14 protein-coding genes are annotated in these 13,390 nt (G+C 47.2%); 7 read left to right on the forward strand and 7 right to left on the reverse strand.

Features of this window, described 5'->3' with window-relative positions:
- Positions 1 to 184: 184 nt before the first annotated feature.
- The 3 genes from QUB25_RS22340 to QUB25_RS22350 all read right to left on the reverse strand — a co-directional run bounded on the left by QUB25_RS22340 (position 185) and on the right by QUB25_RS22350 (position 4,536).
- Entirely contained in the window at positions 185 to 1,633 is a 1,449-nt protein-coding gene (locus QUB25_RS22340) for a GTP-binding protein (protein ID WP_333041686.1), read from the reverse strand.
- Between the two features lie 188 nt (positions 1,634 to 1,821).
- Positions 1,822 to 2,232 carry a hypothetical protein gene (locus QUB25_RS22345; protein WP_333186225.1) on the reverse strand — a complete coding sequence of 137 codons (411 nt, stop codon included), beginning with the start codon at positions 2,230 to 2,232 and terminating at the stop codon, positions 1,822 to 1,824.
- A 183-nt stretch (positions 2,233 to 2,415) separates the two neighbouring features.
- On the reverse strand, positions 2,416 to 4,536 hold the full coding sequence (locus QUB25_RS22350; RefSeq protein ID WP_333186228.1) for a hypothetical protein: 2,121 nt from the start codon (positions 4,534 to 4,536) through the stop codon (positions 2,416 to 2,418).
- 252 nt (positions 4,537 to 4,788) lie between these two features.
- Between QUB25_RS22350 and QUB25_RS22355 the strand changes: the two genes are divergently transcribed.
- Both QUB25_RS22355 and QUB25_RS22360 read left to right on the forward strand, forming a co-directional pair.
- A complete protein-coding gene (locus QUB25_RS22355) occupies positions 4,789 to 5,616 on the forward strand; it encodes a type II CAAX endopeptidase family protein (protein ID WP_333186230.1) in 828 nt (275 codons plus the stop codon).
- 84 nt (positions 5,617 to 5,700) lie between these two features.
- Entirely contained in the window at positions 5,701 to 6,075 is a 375-nt protein-coding gene (locus QUB25_RS22360; RefSeq protein WP_333186233.1) for an S-layer protein, read from the forward strand.
- A 78-nt stretch (positions 6,076 to 6,153) separates the two neighbouring features.
- Here QUB25_RS22360 and QUB25_RS22365 read toward each other — a convergent pair whose 3' ends face one another.
- From QUB25_RS22365 to psbH, 4 genes are all read right to left on the reverse strand, one after another.
- Entirely contained in the window at positions 6,154 to 6,420 is a 267-nt protein-coding gene (locus tag QUB25_RS22365) for a DUF3146 family protein (RefSeq protein WP_006633689.1), read from the reverse strand.
- A complete protein-coding gene (gene pth / locus QUB25_RS22370) occupies positions 6,417 to 7,079 on the reverse strand; it encodes an aminoacyl-tRNA hydrolase (RefSeq protein WP_333186235.1) in 663 nt (220 codons plus the stop codon). Before pth ends, QUB25_RS22365 begins: the two co-directional genes overlap by 4 nt.
- Entirely contained in the window at positions 7,080 to 7,340 is a 261-nt protein-coding gene (locus tag QUB25_RS22375; RefSeq protein WP_333186238.1) for a TatA/E family twin arginine-targeting protein translocase, read from the reverse strand.
- A 151-nt stretch (positions 7,341 to 7,491) separates the two neighbouring features.
- Positions 7,492 to 7,695, reverse strand: a complete 204-nt coding sequence (psbH, locus tag QUB25_RS22380) for a photosystem II reaction center phosphoprotein PsbH (RefSeq protein ID WP_015176007.1) — start codon at positions 7,693 to 7,695, stop codon at positions 7,492 to 7,494.
- Between the two features lie 212 nt (positions 7,696 to 7,907).
- Between psbH and psbN the strand changes: the two genes are divergently transcribed.
- From psbN to QUB25_RS22405, 5 genes are all read left to right on the forward strand, one after another.
- On the forward strand, positions 7,908 to 8,039 hold the full coding sequence (psbN, locus tag QUB25_RS22385) for a photosystem II reaction center protein PsbN (protein ID WP_006633693.1): 132 nt from the start codon (positions 7,908 to 7,910) through the stop codon (positions 8,037 to 8,039).
- A gap of 244 nt (positions 8,040 to 8,283) precedes the next feature.
- A complete protein-coding gene (gene aroC / locus QUB25_RS22390; RefSeq protein ID WP_190659307.1) occupies positions 8,284 to 9,384 on the forward strand; it encodes a chorismate synthase in 1,101 nt (366 codons plus the stop codon).
- Between the two features lies 1 nt (position 9,385).
- Positions 9,386 to 10,297, forward strand: coding sequence for an MBL fold metallo-hydrolase (locus tag QUB25_RS22395; RefSeq protein WP_333063246.1), 912 nt, complete (start codon positions 9,386 to 9,388; stop codon positions 10,295 to 10,297).
- A gap of 633 nt (positions 10,298 to 10,930) precedes the next feature.
- On the forward strand, positions 10,931 to 11,854 hold the full coding sequence (locus tag QUB25_RS22400) for a hypothetical protein (RefSeq protein WP_333119890.1): 924 nt from the start codon (positions 10,931 to 10,933) through the stop codon (positions 11,852 to 11,854).
- A gap of 871 nt (positions 11,855 to 12,725) precedes the next feature.
- Positions 12,726 to 13,325, forward strand: coding sequence for a class II aldolase/adducin family protein (locus QUB25_RS22405; RefSeq protein ID WP_333041704.1), 600 nt, complete (start codon positions 12,726 to 12,728; stop codon positions 13,323 to 13,325).
- Positions 13,326 to 13,390: the final 65 nt, after the last annotated feature.

A 13,390-nucleotide genomic window follows, 5' to 3' on the forward strand; every position in this document is an offset into this window, starting at 1 on the left:
CCAACCTGTGCCAATTGCCTAAGTCCTGAGTTAGTAATAATTGGTAATTGGTAATTGGTTGTTATCCTAATAATTTGTTAAATTGTCTTCCGACAAATTTAGCTTTGAAGCAGGGGTTTAAACCCCTGCCGGATTGTGGCAGGGCGACGCCAGGATTGCTGGCTCAACGTAAAACAGCCGATCACTAAGATTTCTGTTTTTCCACACTTCCCAAATCCAACTTAGCCCGCAACTCCTCCTTAATCCGATTTAAAATAGAATCCTCATCCAAAGAAGACAAAATCTTGCTCACCACAGCCTTTGGCCCATCATCTCCCCAAGAAGCACCATTAGCCAAATAAGCCTTAGTAACTTGACCAATTCCGTAGGAAGAAACCCCCGCGATCGCTGCTTGCGTCACCGCCACAGACAAATAAGGCCCTAAAGCCAAACCCCCCGTCGCTGGCGTCGCCAAACCCAACAATCCTTTCAACGAGCTCAAACCAAAATTAGCCAACAATTCGCCGGCCGTAATCCCGCCCATACTAATCGCAATCTTTTGCAGCAATTCCACCGCGCCCGCTTCCGTCATCGCAATGCCGTAAACTTTAGATAAAGTTAAGATCATCACCACATCAATTACCGCACCGCTAAGAATATCAACTACAGTAATTGGATTAAGTGCGATCGCCACAGCTTTAGTCATTACCCCGTTCCAGATAATTCGATTAGCCGCGTCATCTCGAATTTCCATTTTTCGCTGCACCAACTGCTCGTTAATATCCCCTGCACAGAGCATCGTATTCAGGGCAACCAAAGATTTGCCTTCCCGGTCTAAAATCTCCAAAATCTTTAATTTTAAATCTTGTACTTGTGGCAAACTGCGAGTCATTTGCACGCCCATACTTCCGTCGGGACGGCGCACCGCCCTCGCCGTCAAAGGCGAAGCCGCCGCCATCACAATTTCATCGGGAGACAACAATTCTCTCACGCGATCGTCTCGAATTTTATGATAAATTGCCAGCCTGTCTGCATCAGGATACTGGTCAATTTTATTAAAAACTAATAACATCGGTTTTCCGGCTTCCCGCAACTGCGAAAGTGCGGCGTATTCTACCTTCGTAATGTCGCCAGCCACCACAAACAAAATCAAATCAGCTTGTTGAGCAACGCGGCGGGCTAAAAGTTCGCGAGTTTCGCCGTCAACTTCATCTATTCCCGGAGTGTCGATTAATTCAACTTGCGACAAACGGTAAATAACTGGCGAAAGTCGATCGGGTAAATTCTCATCAATACCCTCTCCGACATCCCACTGGCCAATAGTCGTAGTGCGAGTCACCCCGTGAGTCGGGCCAGTTTCAAACACATTTTGACCCAAAAGCGCGTTCAAAACCGAAGATTTTCCCCTTCCCACCATCCCAAACACAGCTATTTGCACGCAAGCGCGCTCTAGCTTGTCGAGCATTTTCTCCAACCCGCCAATTTCTGGTTCTAGTCCAGTTCGCTCTTGAACTGTCAAGTCGAGATTTTCTACTATATCTCGCAGAGCATCTTTAGCGTGGCGCAGGTTGAGTTCTGCCTGAATGTCTGCGAAGCTTAAAATTGTGTCATCTAATTCTCGATCGACATTGGAAAAATCGGAGGCTTCCGTCATTGTCACCTGGCTTGTTAAGCTTGTTTTACCTAAATTTGCAATTGATACGATACCATTCTAGCTGTTTCTGCCTGCTGCGTACAGCCCGCACCAGTTGCCAGCTTCAAAAAATCAGGATTGCAAAATTAGGAAATAACCTCACAATGTCAATGTTTAATCTGATGTGGAATCGAGGAATTGCTAAATTGCTAAAGCATCGGCATTTCTTCCTTGGATGCTTGCAACTCCATTTTGCCGTTAAGAATCCAGACATCAACAAAAGGAGTCTCTGGCACTCGAATTTCCTTGGTTTGCGTCTCGCCACCCTCCACCGTCACCTTCAATTTAACTGTGGATTCTTCAACAGGAACTTCCACCACATCCGCGAAGGAAATCGTCAAATCTGTAGTCACGCCTGACTTGCGATAGACTTGCTGTCCGTTGACTTCTATAATGACCGTACTATTGCTGAAACCGTCGCGAAGTTTGATCGATAAACGCATATTGGTACTCGCTTGGTAATGGTAAGGGGTCAAAAAATCGGCTTGGGGACGATCGGGTACGCAGGTAAACCCGATCGCCAAAATTGCCAACAGAATTATTAAGGCTCGAACAAACAACAGACTTATCCTTAATACAGTGAGGTTTTTGTCGGTAGTGTTTTGTACAAATTCAAGACTTAGGCGATGAGTTGAGAACACTATTTGTAGTGGTAAGGTGGGCACTGCCCACCCTACAAATAGAGTTTGTGCGTCTACTAGAAATGGTAAAGCAATCTTGAGAGTAATGCAGCAATTTAAGGCTTACTTTTTGTCTGCATATCGCATTGTCTTGACTTCCATTGCTGAGATTTGGCTCAAAGTTTTGTTGACCGCATCCTCATCTCCGATTTTAGCCTGAACCTCGGCTAAACAGGAAAGGGACATCTGTGCCGAAACAGGGTCGAGAATATTGGAATCTGCAACTGCTGTCAGCAACTTCGCGCTTTCATTCAACTTCGGTGGGCGTACAATCACCCGGGTTTCACGATCGTCCGTGATCGTTTTAAACTCACGGCTAGCGTTGATACCCTGCACCATCCGAACATAGTTTGCCATCGGCTGTTTCGGATACTTCGCCAGAACTTCCTCAAAAGCATCGTTACCGCTTTGCAAAGACTCATCATCCGAACCCAGCAAATAGAGCAAAGTACCCTGTTCGTCACCCATAAACAGAGAGGCCAGTTCTTCCTCAATTGGCGTCACAGGATAGCGAACTCGAATAGTCAGGATATCGGAGAATACCTGCGAACCGTCCATAGCCCCATAGACCGCCCGTACCTGGTAATTTCCGGGTAGATCGAAATAGAGTCCATCTTTGCCATAGCCGATATACGCGCTTTCAGGAATCACATCATCGCCGGCGATCGTACTTTCTTGCTGACCAACTAAATGATCGATTAGCGGTTCATAAACAACAACCGCGCCACTAGGCTTGCGAATCACGATTTTGACCAAGCCGTAATTCGGATGCAACCAAGTATGCACCCGGCGCCCGCCCGCAGTCGTCGTTCCCAGCATTAATTGCAGTACCACAGGCTCACCCAGCGCGAAGCTCTTTTGGTTGGTAGAGATCCTGAAAGTCAGTCCCGACTCATCGCGAATGGGATCGGCCATCACTTCCTGCCCCAGACCAGAGCCGACAGTAAAGTTGTTTCCACCCACGATAATATTGTTGCGGAACGCATGGCGGAGATGGATTACCTCCTCATTGTCGAACTGAAACGCAAACTGGCTCCAGTACGTAGCCTGGCCACCCGGTGCTGGGTAATTAAAGGGATAGTTCATCCAAGACAGCGCCAGGGGGCGATTCGTACCAGGGGGCGTCGCCAAGGACTTTTGCCACGAGTGAAGTAAGTTAAAACTATGTCCCAGCTCGTGAACGTAGGTATAGAGCTGCAATCGCAATTTTTCGGCAGTTTCCCCGCCAATACCTTGATGAAATACGGCGCAACCTTGCCGCTGCTTCCCTTGCTGGTCAAACATGATGCCGTACAGATTAGGGCCTATCTCGTGCAGTTGAGCAACGACTTGCCAAACAGCCCACTGCGGCAAATCTTGCCACAAGGTGAAGTGTTTTTGCATCGAAGCGTGCAGTTCCGCGTTGCTCCATTTAGCACCAGCACCAGCTTCATCGATATTGATAACGTTGTTCCCTGCTGTTGGGATCATCTCGATCCCAGCTTCTGCATAGGAACTGACAACGCTGAGGTTGCGCGCTGGCCCCCCTGACGGCAGCGAACCCGTGTTGTAGCTGCTGAATATGGGAGTGACAACATCGGAAACCCGGTCTGTTTCGAGCCGCAGACTTCGGAAATAGATAGACTCGAAGACACAAGTGTAAGTTGCTCCGGCTGCTCCGCCATTTGTGAAAAATTGCACCGTTGCTGGCGCCTGCGGCTGGAAGATGACCTTTCGTGCAATTGTTACCTGCACCACCGGAGCTCCGGCGGCAAAGCTAAAGCTTCCGAGACCCTTGATGACGACTTGAGAAGCAGTTACCGTTATCGTCGGCGCATCGACGATAAAGGAGCCAAAATAGGTGGTCGTACCACCGCTAATTTGGAAAAAGTCGCCGCTTAACCGCTTCATCGGTCGAGTGCGGTCAACGTCAACCCGCACTTCGAGTTGAAAGCTGCCTAATGTACCGCGGTAGCGCCCACTGACCGGCCGTTTGGGGATGGGAATTGGCGTCGGAAATGGGATAGGTGCGATCGGTAACGGTGGGATGCTAGGTATTGGTGCAGTTTCGCTTTGGATTGGATGCGTTGGATCGCTAATTCCAGCCTCTATTGCTGCGATCGCAGCGATGTCATCGACTGAGATTTCTCCAAAAGAAAAGTCACTACTGGTTAAATCGATACTTGTAGGATCTTGCTGTGACATTTTGATTTATCCTTCCATATTCTGATACTCCATATATAAGTGGCAGTGTTGGCGAGTTTACAGTCACTTTTTCTAGTGACGCTTATTTGTGCTACACCAAAAGTAGTGCACTAGGGGGTTCGTATCCTCGATGCTGTCGGTAAGGCAAGGAGCTATAGCCACAGCAACTTGACCGTTTCACTGATGCGCCCGACCCGTGTTATGTTTATTTTTACTAAAAATTAAAATCTCTCAGCAAATAACTTGTAAGCAATGACTGCCCGGAGAAAAATAGCCACGTATCCATTTCTTTTACGCATCGCAATTTTTCTGTTAATTTTGCTCTCAATCTGGTTGCCGTTAGCAGCACCAATTTACTTGTTAGTTAAAGATAGTAACCTCGCAACTATTCTCACAATGGGATTGCTGTTTGCTGAGTTTTTGTTCCTAGTGCCGCGCTGGGGAAAACAGGCTTACGGACAAACCCAATTACTCAAGATTTATGGTTTAATCAATACGCGAAAAAACGGTTTTGAGCTTTTAATCGGATTGGCGATCGGGCTTTTGCTCACTTTCAGCTTATTTGCGGTGCAAGGGCTGTTCGGCTTAGTCGCGTGGCAAAATTCTGATAATTTGCCTAGAATCATCGCAGAAGGGCTGTTAAGCGCCCTTGGAGTCGGTTTTGCGGAGGAGTTGGTATTCCGTGGTTGGTTGCTGGACGAGTTGCAGCGGGATTACAATTATAAAATATCTCTCTGGGTCAATAGCCTGGTGTTTGCCCTATCTCATTTTATCAAACCTGTCGCGGCAATGCTGGGGAGTTGGCCGCAGTTTCCGGGGTTGTTGTTGCTGGGTTTGATTCTGGTTTGGGGAAAAAGATCGCGCCAAAATCGCCTCGGTTTGTCGATCGGGCTTCATGCAGGTTTAGTCTGGGGATATTACATCATTAACATCGGGCAGTTAGTGCGATATTCGGGCTCTGCCCCCGAGTGGGTGACAGGAGTTAACGGCAATCCGCTAGCTGGGGCGATCGGGCTGTTGTTTTTGAGTGTCTTGGCCTTGGGAATGCGAAAAATGTCTGAACATTCCAAAGGTTTGTAGTAAGGACGAAGAGTCCTTATTTCCCACAACTTTCAGGACTAAAGTCCTCACTACCACCCAACTTATTCAGAAATTTATAAACTTATGAAAATCAGCATCTTTGGCACTGCTATACTGTTAACTTCTACAGGTTTGCTAGCTCCGGCAAATGCACAAACTACCGCTCAACTCAAGCCAAATAATTCTTTAGTTCAAGTGCAGCCAGCGCGAGAACAAATTCTCAATGCTTGCGTGCAGAATCAGGCTGAAACTCTGCCCAATCCTTTTACCGATTTACCTTCCAATCACTGGGCTTACAAAGCTGTTTTGACAATGTATTATTGCGGGGCTTACCGAGAAGGGACGCCACCTGCTTTAATTAAAGAATTACTGGAATCGGGAGATACTACTAGAGAAAGTTGGCCTCCCCCATTACGTTTTCACACTTTCCCATCACAGCAATTCCCCATAATTAATTAAACAATTAGTGGAATCTGGATATCCTACTAGAGAAAGTTTGCATTCTCCATTGCCTTTTTCCTTCCCATTACCAAGATTTTAAAACTGGGCCCGAACCGTGAACGAATAATCGCCACCGGGTTCTAATTGATAATCCCATTTCTCCAGGAAACGGTGCAGCGGTTCCTGAATCAATGCCCTACCCTGAGAAGGCTCAAGTATCAGTGTTTTTTCTGACGTGAAACGCCACTGAAACTGCCACTCAAAATTGCCGGCAGTCACTTCACCCTCAATCGTGCCTTTTTGCCAAGATTGACCAGTAACTCGGACATATGCAGTTGTTTCAGGCAAACGTCTCGAACTCACCTTTTTGTTTCCGCGTTTGTTTCTGCAATTGTGCGACTATTGTAAAGGCTCATGGCTTTTTCTACTCCTTGGTGCAGACTTAGTTCCACAGCTTCTACAACCAGTTTAAGCACTTTTTCTACTAACTGACTTTCCTCTGAGGAAAACTTTCCTAACACGAAGGAAATCGTATCTTTCTCATTTTTAGCAGCATCGTTTTGAGGTTTGCCGATGCCAATCCGCAACCGGGGAAATTTGTCTGTGCCCAAATGAGAAATTGTCGATTTCATGCCGTTGTGTCCGCCGGCCGAACCGGCAAGCCGGATTCTCAATTTCCCGATCGGCAAATCCATATCATCGTATACTATTAATACCGACTCCGCAGGTATTTTGTACCAATCCGCCGCCGCCCGAATCGCTTGACCCGACAGATTCATGTAAGTAAGCGGTTTCAGCAAGCGGATTTTCTGTCCCCGCGGCCGGTTTCCCTCGCCAAATATTCCTTGAAATTTGCGATTTTCCGACAGGGAAATCTGCCAAGATTTAGCCAAGGCATCGACAGCATTAAAGCCTATGTTGTGTCGGGTGCGATCGTATTTAGGTTCGGGATTTCCCAACCCAACTATTAGCTGGGGAATCACTAACTCCGCTGGTGTTTCCGACTTCTGAGAGTTGTTCATTTAACTGTCTGTGCTATCTTCCTTGGGATTCGCCGCCGCGAGTTTTTCAGTTTCCGGTTTGCTGCTAGTTGCTACTGCTTCTTCTAACTGCTTGGCTTCCCGCGTGAACTCCGACTCAAACTCCCGGGAAGCGTCTTGAAAGCCCCGAATTGCCTTGCCCATACTCCTGCCGATTTCGGGTAATTTTTTCGGACCAAATACCAATAGGGCGATCGTAAAAATAACTGCCATTTCGGGCAAACCAATGCCAAAAATATTCATTTTTTCTCTCCTGCAATTTGTTTAGTTACTTCTTGTTTATTTATGGCAAAAGTAATCGGAAAGGGTAAGGAAAAACGGGAAAACTTAGCTTTTGCCCTTTCTCCTCAACCCTCAGCTTTTACTTTTAGCCTTACTGTTTTGCGATCAATTTTTAGCGGCCTAGGCTCGACCAATCCATATCCACACTCTCCAGAATTAGAGAAGAGTTGTAGATTTGCAAAATAATCAACAAGAACACGAAAAACAGTCCAATGAAAACGCTCATCAACAGCGTGGTGCCCCAACCAGGAGCCACCTTGCCGTACTCTGAGTTAAGGGGTTTGAGTATATCTCCTAACCAAGTTCGTTGTGCCATAAGTCACCTGCAATGAATCTCTACAGAGAAGTTTGACATATTTTCACCGCTAATTGCGATCGCAATTTCTCAGAAATGCTGCAGGGGGACTCGGAAAATGGGGAGTGGGGGTTGGCTACCATACCGTACAGCGCCTAAAATCACTAGAGTTTCAGACGGATTGTTATTTTTTGTAATATTATAGAGTGGAGCACTCATAATCGATCAAAAATATGGAACCTGCAGCAGTTCTAGGCATTTCACTGGGCGTGTGTCTGGTGGCAATCACCGGATTCTCGATCTACACCGCTTTCGGTCCCCCCTCTAAGGAATTGAGAGATCCTTTTGAAGAACACGAAGACTAAAGAAGAAGGAAGACACAACACGGATTCGGACACGGATACACGGATGAATTTAAGTGTGTTTCCAGATATCTCCTATTCTCTGTCTCTCCCTCTCTCCCTGGTAGATATTCTTCTAGGGGTGGGAAGGGAGTGATGCTGTGGGGCGATCGCGTGTCGCCTACTCGTCAATGGTATATTTTTCAGAAATACAGTAAATCTCTATTCCATTTAAGCTAAAAATTATTAAGTTTCAGGGCAAAGCATAATGGGCAATACCTTTGGGCATTTATTTCGGATATCGACATTTGGCGAATCTCACGGCGGCGGTGTCGGAGTAGTAATTGACGGTTGCCCGCCCCTGGTGTCGATCGACGCATCGGAAATTCAAGCCGAACTCGATCGCCGCCGCCCCGGCCAAAGCAAAATTACCACACCTCGCAAAGAAGCAGATACCTGCGAAATTCTGTCCGGGGTGTTTGAAGGCAAAACTTTGGGAACGCCGATCGCAATTTTAGTCCGCAATCAAGACACTCGCCCCCAAGATTACGGCGAAATGGCGACAACTTACCGCCCTTCTCACGCTGACGCTACCTACGATGCCAAGTACGGAATTCGTAACTGGCAAGGCGGAGGTCGATCGTCCGCGAGAGAGACAATTGGTAGAGTAGCAGCAGGGGCGATCGCTAAAAAAATTCTCAAACAAGCAGCAGGAGTCGAAATAGTCGGCTACGTCAAACGCATCAAAGACTTAGAATGTGTCGCCGATCCGGACACTGTTACCTTAGAACAAGTAGAAAGTAACATCGTCCGCTGTCCAGATGCCGAATGTGCCGAAAGAATGATTGAACTGATCGAAAAAGTTCGCGACAGCGGAGATTCGATCGGCGGTGTAGTCGAATGCGTCGCCCGCAATGTCCCCAAAGGCCTGGGAATGCCGGTATTCGACAAACTCGAAGCCGACTTGGCCAAAGCCATCATGTCCTTGCCGGCCAGCAAAGGCTTTGAAATTGGTTCCGGGTTTGCCGGGACTCTGCTCAAGGGCAGCGAACATAATGATGAATACTATACTGATGATAAGGGTGTAATTCGTACAGTGACGAATCGCTCTGGCGGAATTCAGGGTGGCATTGCTAACGGCGAAAATATCATTTTGCGGGCGGCTTTCAAGCCAACTGCAACAATTCGCCAGCAGCAGCGCACCGTTACCCGAGAAGGCGAAGAAACGCTGCTGGCTGCCAAGGGACGGCACGACCCTTGCGTTTTGCCAAGAGCTGTGCCAATGGTGGAAGCGATGGTAGCTTTAGTGTTGTGCGACCATCTTCTGCGCCATCACGGACAATGTGGAACCTTAAAGCCTGAATTTTAAAATGGAAATCAGCTTGTCCTCTGTAGCGGCAACTCCCCTTGATTGCCCTCAACCCTCCGAATCAATAAAAGGTATAGATGATTTTGTAGTACAGTTTTGGGGCGTGCGGGGCAGTGTTCCGACACCCGGACAGGAAACTGTTCGCTACGGCGGCAATACTTCTTGTTTGGAAATGCGAGTCGCTGGCAAACGCTTGATTTTTGACGGCGGAACAGGCTTGCGGATGCTGGGAGACCAGTTGCTGCAAGAAATGCCCGTGCAAGCTTATATGTTTTTTACTCACTATCATTGGGATCACATTCAAGGTTTCCCGCTGTTCGCCCCAGCTTTCATCCGCGGCAATAGCTTTGATATTTACGGGGCGACTCCGCCGGATGGAGATTGCATGAAAAGGCACTTTGTCGAACGGGTGCTGCACTCGAATTCGCCGGTGCCGCTGATGGGTTTGCAGGCAGATTTGAATTTCTACGAACTCCATCACAACCAGACGATGATGCTGGACGATATTGAGATTAGGACTGGTTCTCTGAATCACCCGAATACTGCTATGGGATATCGGGTGACTTGGCAGGGACGATCTGTTGTTTATTGTTCGGACACTGAACATTTTCCCGATCGCCTAGATGAGAATGTCTACAATTTAGCCCTCGACGCTGATGTGCTGATTTACGACGCGATGTACACAGACGAGGAATATCACAACCCCAAGTCTCCGAAGGTGGGTTGGGGACACTCGACTTGGCAGGAAGCGGTGAGAATGGCTAAGGAGGCGCGGGTGAAACGAGTGGTGATTTTTCACCACGATCCGGCTCATACTGACGATTTTCTCGATCGCATCGCCGAAGACGTGCAAATCGCTTTTCCGAAGGCTGTCATGGCCCGCGAGGGTCTTATTTTGCCGATCGGCTTCTGAACATTCGCCTCTGAGGCTCGATCGAACCATCAACCGATCGAACCATAATTGTTATGTGAATATGTGGATCTGGGAGCGAGACCAGCTCCACAATTTTTTTTAATACGCAGCAAACTCTTAACTGCATGGTATAATTCTTGCTTGTTAAGTTTTTAGGTCGAGTATTTAAGGTTTTTTTTATTCTTCAACCGCGTCCGCAAGACGCCAAGACGTAAGATAATTGGAGAATTGCCAAGGGTGAAAAGGAGACTGTTTTGAATGTCAACAAACACGGGGAGGCGAGGCGATCGCACGCCTGAGTGCTAGTCTGATGCCAGTAGACTTCCAGAAGCCTTGTTACAGATTAATTATTAAGGACAAAAACTGAAGTTATAGCTCGGATCAAATAAAAGCGCAATCGGTTTTTTCGGATCGTGAATATTGACAACTCTCAAAAGCTAATAGCTTTTAGATAGAAACTGAGAAAATTTTCAGCAGTCAATTTGACTAACCAGAAAGAAACGATGGTTCTTGGGTTTGGCAGGAGCTGCGGCAAGCGAATGTTATGACTTGACTATCAAAATGGGAAATTTACGTTTTAGATCTTCAGCACATCAATACAGATGGATTGCCTTAGGCAGTTTTGCTGTAATTATGGGCATTTCAGGCGCCCTGGCCTACCGCCTCGCCCCGCCCCCCGGATTCATGGCTCAAGGCACTCTCACTTCTAATAATCCGCCAGTCAAATTTTCGAGTACGGGCACGACAATTCTCAAGCAGGGAGAGCAACTCACCCCAGAGGTTCTGCTGGCAGATAATGTTGTCAAAGCAGTGGCAGATGCAGTTAAGCTGTCGCCCCAGCAAGTTCGACAAAATGCTAGTGTCAAGATTTCTAAGCCGGAACAACCCCTAGAGATTGTTGTTGGGTATCGCTCGCTCGATCAGGAGCAAGCAATCCAAACGGTCGATATGTTGATGAAGGGCATGGTGGAAAAAAGCCGCCTGATTAACAGATATCGGTGGCAATCAGTCAATCAGTCGCTCAACCAACGCTTGGCACAAGTCACTCAAGACCTGAAACAAGCTCAGCAAAAACTCGACCAATACGAAAGAGAACGCGCTCGGCTGTTGCAGCAAATGAAGCTTCAGCAAGACTTTTACAACAAAACTCAGCTTGCAATGGCGGATACGCAAGCTTCGGAAAAAGAAATGGTCAGCAGTTTGGCCGCCGCTACAGTGCCGCAAATTGTGGCGACGCCCACGAGCGATCCGACAGTGCCTCTGATTTTGGGAATTGGCTTGCTGTTGGCGATTTTGGTCAGCCGGGGTTTGATTCCTTCGGTGGCGGATTGGAGGTACAAGGCAGCTTTTCAGCGAGAAGAGAGCGAAAGGCTCCAAAGTGCTTTGTACCGACTGATCAAAGAAGGCCGCGGCGAAATAACTCTGGTGCGGTTTGCAATGGAAACGCGGCTGTCGCCGGATGTCGCTCAGCGTTTTTTGAACCAACAAGCTGAAGTCTTTAATGCCAATTGCGAAATTAAAGACGACGGCAGTATCTTGTATCACTTCCACATTTAAAGGGCTACGAGCGATCGCACTCCACAGAAGACTTTAGCCGATCGAGCAGTGATGCCTCGATCGGCTTGTTTTTTTCTTAATAGAACTTATATCAGGTTCGGTCGATCGACTATCCCCCTCTAGGTAGGCGCGGGTTTACGGGAGCTATAACTTATACTACTACTTACAGATTTTGGTGAACCCGCCGACGCGAGCTGGCGCTGCGGTGATTTTACCCGACATGATATTACGCTCAACCCGGTTTCTTAGCTTGTAGGATGCCCCGGAGCTACAAATTGCTCGATCGACATAGGTGTTGACTAACGTAGAACACCCGAAGATTGCACCAGTTCCTCCCAGACTGGCTAAAAAATATTTTTTGTGTTCCCCTTGATTCTTGCTTAAATATAGATATAATCGTAAAAAATAAGTAAATGTACGGTTGCTTTTTACCGGAGTTACGTAATTAAGGGGTACTTTATCCTTAAATATTTATTAAGGTAGAGTTAAACTCAGTAGAAATGCTGTAGTATAGAGAGATAAGCGATTCAGGGAGGTTATGTAGTTTCACCTCAGAAACTCGAAAGGGCAAAAGCCTGGAATCAAACTCCCCGACTGAAGGCGTACATTTTCATATTGAACTTTTGTAATCACCTAGAGGCTAAACCATGATTTTTGGAATAATTGGTTCTTCTTTCGTAGCTTACTTTTTGCTAATGTCGATCGCTAATTACGGCGACACTGGAATGTAGATTAGTTAAGGCACTTATGCACCGAGACATAAGGCAGCAGGCAAAAAAAGCTGTTTGACAACTTCTTGACAACTTCGATTAAGTCTCAGCTTCGGCAATGTCTGTCGTGTCAGAGTCGTGTCTGATCGGACAAAAAATGGATGGATGAAGGAGTCGTTAAGTACCGCTGTGACTGGGAAGAAGCAGACCCTGTAGCTGCCCGGAACATAGCAGATTTGATGGACTGGCGTGATCGGCTGCACTCTTGGGGATTAATTGGCGTCTACGAAAATGGCATAGGGTTTGGCAACGTCAGCGTCAGACTCGGCAATTCTTGCCAATTCGTGATTTCGGGAACCCAGACTGCACACTTGAGGACTCTGGGACCAGAATTCTACTGTACTGTTACTGAATTTAACTTAGAACAAAATTTCCTCGGCTGCCGGGGCCCCGTACAAGCTTCGTCGGAGTCCCTGACTCACGGGGCCCTGTACCTTCATAGACAGGATGTGGGCGCGATAATTCATGTTCACAATCCTAAACTATGGCAGCAACTGCTGTTTAAGATTCCTACTACTAGAAAAGAAATACCTTACGGCACTCCCCAGATGGCCTTAGAAATGTTTAGACTTTTTGAGGAGGAGAATTTGGCAGAGCGTCAAATTCTGGCGATGGCCGGTCACGAGGACGGCATTATCTGTTTTGGCAGCACCGTGGACGAAGCTGGCAAAGTGCTTTCGGCTGTGATTGGTTACACATAATATCTGGCACTATTCTCGGAAAAAGCTAAGAAACCTGGTTTATTGACAAAAAACCTAGGATTTTA

Origin of the sequence: Microcoleus sp. B3-D7, from assembly GCF_036705305.1 — a bacterium.
GTDB lineage: Bacteria > Cyanobacteriota > Cyanobacteriia > Cyanobacteriales > Microcoleaceae > Microcoleus.

What these genes read in the sequence shown, in the direction of transcription:
- QUB25_RS22340 (WP_333041686.1), bottom strand. Translation starts at nt 1,633, where the DNA reads ATGACGGAAGCCTCCGATTTTTCCAATGTCGATCGAGAATTAGATGAC.
- QUB25_RS22350 (WP_333186228.1), bottom strand. Translation starts at nt 4,536, where the DNA reads ATGTCACAGCAAGATCCTACAAGTATCGATTTAACCAGTAGTGACTTT.
- QUB25_RS22355 (WP_333186230.1), top strand. Translation starts at nt 4,789, where the DNA reads ATGACTGCCCGGAGAAAAATAGCCACGTATCCATTTCTTTTACGCATC.
- QUB25_RS22360 (WP_333186233.1), top strand. Translation starts at nt 5,701, where the DNA reads ATGAAAATCAGCATCTTTGGCACTGCTATACTGTTAACTTCTACAGGT.
- pth (WP_333186235.1), bottom strand. Translation starts at nt 7,079, where the DNA reads ATGAACAACTCTCAGAAGTCGGAAACACCAGCGGAGTTAGTGATTCCC.
- QUB25_RS22375 (WP_333186238.1), bottom strand. Translation starts at nt 7,340, where the DNA reads ATGAATATTTTTGGCATTGGTTTGCCCGAAATGGCAGTTATTTTTACG.
- psbH (WP_015176007.1), bottom strand. Translation starts at nt 7,695, where the DNA reads ATGGCACAACGAACTTGGTTAGGAGATATACTCAAACCCCTTAACTCA.
- psbN (WP_006633693.1), top strand. Translation starts at nt 7,908, where the DNA reads ATGGAACCTGCAGCAGTTCTAGGCATTTCACTGGGCGTGTGTCTGGTG.
- aroC (WP_190659307.1), top strand. Translation starts at nt 8,284, where the DNA reads ATGGGCAATACCTTTGGGCATTTATTTCGGATATCGACATTTGGCGAA.
- QUB25_RS22395 (WP_333063246.1), top strand. Translation starts at nt 9,386, where the DNA reads ATGGAAATCAGCTTGTCCTCTGTAGCGGCAACTCCCCTTGATTGCCCT.
- QUB25_RS22400 (WP_333119890.1), top strand. Translation starts at nt 10,931, where the DNA reads ATGGGCATTTCAGGCGCCCTGGCCTACCGCCTCGCCCCGCCCCCCGGA.
- QUB25_RS22405 (WP_333041704.1), top strand. Translation starts at nt 12,726, where the DNA reads ATGGATGAAGGAGTCGTTAAGTACCGCTGTGACTGGGAAGAAGCAGAC.